The organism is Stenotrophomonas pictorum JCM 9942, from assembly GCF_001310775.1.
Lineage (GTDB): Bacteria > Pseudomonadota > Gammaproteobacteria > Xanthomonadales > Xanthomonadaceae > Stenotrophomonas > Stenotrophomonas pictorum.
Map to the genome: position 1 here is coordinate 1 of NZ_BAZI01000766.1, position 634 is coordinate 634.

The following is a 634-nucleotide window of genomic DNA, read 5'->3' on the forward strand; positions in this document are numbered from 1 at the left end:
CCGGCCGTTGCGGGTGTTTCCCGACCTGGCCGCCCCGGTGCGGGCACGGATGATGGTCAACCAGCTCAGCGAAGCGTCGGCGCGGTTGCTGGTCGAACGCGGCGTCAAACCGGTCGAGGGCGGCTGGAGCTGGCGCAGCGATCCGCGGCTGATGCTGCCCACCGCGGTGCGCATGAGCGAGGAACAGATCCGCGACGTGGTCGGCGCCATCGCCTGTCCGGTGCAGGTGATCTACGCCACCCCGGCGCAGGACTACTTCCCCGAGCCCGAACGCAGCCAGCGCGCGGCGCTGCTGGCCGATGGGCGGCTGGCAACTCTGCCCGGCCACCACCACGTGCACATGGATCAGCCCGCCGCGGTGGCGGCGATCCTCGCCTCGTTCATCGCCGCGCTGCCCGACGGCAGCTGAACAAAGCCGCGTCATCCGCCGCACGCAGAGGTCAAGTGGCGGCGATTGCGGCCGATATCCGGATAACGCCGTATACCGAGATGATGTTCCGCGCAGGCCCGCAAGCGACCTGCCCAGTTCCTGCCCCATGCGCGCCCCCCTTACCCGCCGGACCGGTGTCCTCACCGGTGTGATCCTGCTCGCCTGCTGGCTGGGCTGGACCGCCACCAGTTTCGCCGCCCTGGG

The 634-nt window shown here is 70.5% G+C and carries 1 protein-coding gene; it reads left to right on the forward strand.

The window, feature by feature from the left end; all coding sequences use genetic code 11:
* The coding region (locus JCM9942_RS17575; protein ID WP_172675214.1) for an alpha/beta fold hydrolase at nt 1–409 on the forward strand (409 nt) is incomplete at its 5' end.
* Nucleotides 410–634: the final 225 nt, after the last annotated feature.